Consider the following 3,410-nt stretch of genomic DNA (forward strand, 5'->3'; position numbering starts at 1 on the left):
GTGAGGTCATCGGTGCCGCTGATGGCGAGGGCGGCTCCGCTGGTGGCGAGGGCGATGCCGGGAATGGCGACGACCGGCGTCCGGTCGCGCCGGGGTCTGGCTGGCCGGGGGATCCCGCCTCGGCGGCGACCCCGGTGGCGGTCACGCCAGGTGATGTCGGTCGGCTCGCCGCCTCCGCGGCCGACACCGCCGAGCTCGACGCCAGGATGTCGGTGTGCCGGGCCTGTCCGCGGCTGGTCGACTGGCGGGAGGAGGTCGCCCAGTTGCGGCGGGCCGCTTTCGCGCGGGAGCGTTACTGGGGACGGCCGGTGCCGTCGTTCGGCCCCGCGGACGCCCGGGTGCTCGTTGTCGGTCTGGCACCGGCGGCGCACGGTGGCAACCGCACCGGACGGATCTTTACCGGCGATCGCAGTGGTGACTGGCTGTTCGCCTCTCTGCACCGGGTCGGGCTTGCGCGGTTGCCGACGTCGCTGTCGGCCGGTGACGGTCAGCGTCTGATCTCCACCCGCATCGTGGCCGCGGTGCGCTGCGCCCCACCGGCGAACAAGCCGACCACGCTGGAACGGGATGCCTGCCAGGGATGGCTGATCCGCGATCTTGAACTGTTGCGGCCGACGCTGCGCGCGATCGTCGTGCTCGGCGGGTTCGCCTGGACGGCGCTGTGGCCCGCCCTGGGGCGGGCCGGCCATCCGGTGCCGTCGCCACGGCCGGCGTTCGGGCACGGCCGTCGGGTCGTCCTCGCGGATGTTCCCGCGGATGTTCCCGCGGTGGGCCCCGCGAGTTCACCAGCCGGCCCGGCGCGGCGAGCCGCCTCCACAGAAGCCGTCACTGAACGAGATGTCGCTGGACGGGGTGTCACCGAACATCGTGCGGGGCTGGTTGTCTTCGGCTGCTACCATCCCAGCCAGCAGAACACGTTCACCGGGCGGGTCACCGCCGAGATGATCGACGCTGTGCTCGGTGCCGCGGCGGAGGTAAGTGGCGCGGTCAGTGATAAATAACTGAACCGTTGTCGATGTACACGTCACCGAGTTGATCTCCGCGTGTTGTACGTCACGTGAGTCCGTCGTCCACCGGCACCGTATCCGGGGGCATGGTCGCGTGGTGGCGGGTACCTTTTTTGTATGAGCTTTGGACAACCTCCGCACATCCTTGTTGTGGGTGGCGGTTACGTCGGTATGTACACGGCTTTGCGTCTCCAGCGTCGCCTTCGTCAGGGCGAGGCGACCGTGACGGTGGTCGAGCCCAACTCGTACATGACATATCAGCCGTTTCTTCCCGAAGCGGCGGCGGGAAACCTCGAGCCACGACACGTTGTCGTGCCACTACGTAGGGTGCTGAATGGTTGCCGTGTGGTCAGCGGTAGCGTGACCGGGATCAATCATGCCCAGCGTGTCGCCTATATCGCGCCAAATCAGGGCGCGCCACATGATCTCCATTATGACATTCTGGTCGCCTGTCCGGGGTCGATCGCCCGGACGCTGCCCATCCCGGGCCTCGCGGAGCGGGGTATCGGCTTCAAGAGCGTGGCCGAGGCGATCCACATCCGGAACAAGGTCATCGAACGAATGGACGCCGCCGCGTCCAGCACCGACCCGCAGCTTCGGCGCCGCGCGCTGACATTTGTATTCATCGGTGGCGGGTTCGCGGGCATCGAGGCGATAGCCGAGCTTGAGGATATGGCCCGGGACGCCTGCAAGTTCTATCCCGAACTGTCGCCGTCGGACATGCGCTGGGTGATGGTGGAGGCGAGCGGGCGGGTGCTGCCGGAGGTTTCGCCGGCGATGGGCCTGTACACGTTGAAGCAGCTTGAGCACCGTGGTATCGAGATGAAAATCAATACCCGGGTGAAAAGCCTTGTCGACGGTCATGTGGTGCTCGACAGCGGTGAGGAGTTCGACGCCGAGACCATCGTCTGGACCGCCGGGGTCAAGGCTCATCCGCTGCTCGCCAACACCGATCTCCCACTCGACGACCGGGGCCGGATCAGGGCGACCGCTTTTCTCCAGGTGGACGGCGTCGAGCAGGCGTGGACGGCGGGTGACTGCGCCGCGGTACCCGACCTCACCAAGGGCGAGGGTGTGACTACCGGTCCTTCCGCTCAGCACGCCGTCCGCCAGGCCAAGGTGCTGGCGGACAACATTCTCGCCGATCTCCGCGCTGAGCCGATCGCGCCGTACGAGCACAAGTACGCCGGGAGCGTCGCGTCGCTCGGCCTGCACAAGGGCGTGGCCGACGTGTACGGGATGAAGCTGCGTGGCTGGCCCGCGTGGCTGATGCACCGTACCTACCACCTCAGCCGGGTGCCGACCTTCAACCGCAAGGTGCGGGTGCTCGCTGACTGGACGCTGTCGCTGTTCTTCCGGCGGGAGATTGTCTCGCTGGGATCCTTCGCCGACCCCCGGGCGAGCTTCCGCGCGGCCGCGACCCCGCCGGGCGCTCCGGCAGTGGCGGCGCCTGGGTCGGCTGCCCAGCAGCCCGCGCTCGCCGGGAAGCCGGCGGGACGGGCGGAGGCGACAGGACAGACGGAGACGAACGGTTCCGTCGGAGCCGCCCGCAAGTCGCCCGCGCCTGCCAGGACCGCGGGGCCGGCCAAGACCCCCGGGGGAACACCGCTGGCCTGACCGGGAACGACCGAGGGCAGGAGAGGGCAGGATCAATCGGCTCGTGACGTACGGTCACCTACAGTTCTTCGTTACTTCCCGTATGTCACTGCCCGCCGTATCGTCGCCGTATCGTCACCACCCGCGGTATCGCGTCGGGGCGGCGCAGGCCCCCGGCCGTCGGAGCGCAGGCTCCCGGCCGTGGTGGCGGGGCTCTCCGGTCACGGCGGTATCCCGGGCGGCCCGTGAACCGGTCGGCAGCGTGTCCGGCGGTGGGCCTGCCCGGCCGCGACGGTATGGATCCCCGGCCGCGGGAGCAGCTGCTCCCGCTCGGGGCAGCTGGGTCGCCGGCGTTGGCGAGGTGGGTTCCGGTTACGGCGCCCGGGTGCCGCGGCCCACCGGGCCGGCACCCACGCACTCCCGCGAGTACGGCAAATACAGCGGATATGGATGTCGCCGGCTGCTTCCGGTGGCCGTCCGCCGCCGCCTTGTGACCTGTCCGCCCGGGCATCACCAACTGACTGAACACGCGGGCCACTGCTGTTCTCGCCCCGGGGACAGGACATGCCATCTGACTTGTGATCATCTAATTTGTAATGTTTTAACATTGAATGCCCGCCGTAGGCCACTATGGCGGGCATTTCCATGAGTGGGTGTCCTGCGCGGCCACTGTCCGGCGGGCGAGCATCGACCACCCGGGACGCGGGGACCGTAAGCGCCGCGCGGCCCGGCTGTCGGGGCGTTCCCGCGGGCGGCGCGGCGGGCGTTGGCGTGGGCGGCGCGGCGGGCGTTGGCGTGGGCGTCGCG

Annotated in this window: 2 protein-coding genes; both read left to right on the top strand. The window is 69.1% G+C overall.

The features are described from left to right. The first annotated feature begins 134 nt into the window (after positions 1-134). Positions 135-1,001, top strand: coding sequence for a uracil-DNA glycosylase (locus CM1CMNOD_RS03340; RefSeq protein ID WP_013872257.1), 867 nt, complete (start codon positions 135-137; stop codon positions 999-1,001). Between the two features lie 123 nt (positions 1,002-1,124). Further along, positions 1,125-2,624 carry an NAD(P)/FAD-dependent oxidoreductase gene (locus tag CM1CMNOD_RS03345; protein WP_013872258.1) on the top strand — a complete coding sequence of 500 codons (1,500 nt, stop codon included), beginning with the start codon at positions 1,125-1,127 and terminating at the stop codon, positions 2,622-2,624. The last annotated feature ends 786 nt before the right edge of the window (positions 2,625-3,410 follow it).

Source organism: Protofrankia symbiont of Coriaria myrtifolia, assembly GCF_900634755.1.
GTDB lineage: Bacteria > Actinomycetota > Actinomycetes > Frankiales > Frankiaceae > Protofrankia > Protofrankia coriariae.

Coding starts and splice junctions, on each gene's coding strand:
- CM1CMNOD_RS03345 (WP_013872258.1), top strand. CDS start 1,125: ATGAGCTTTGGACAACCTCCGCACATCCTTGTTGTGGGTGGCGGTTAC.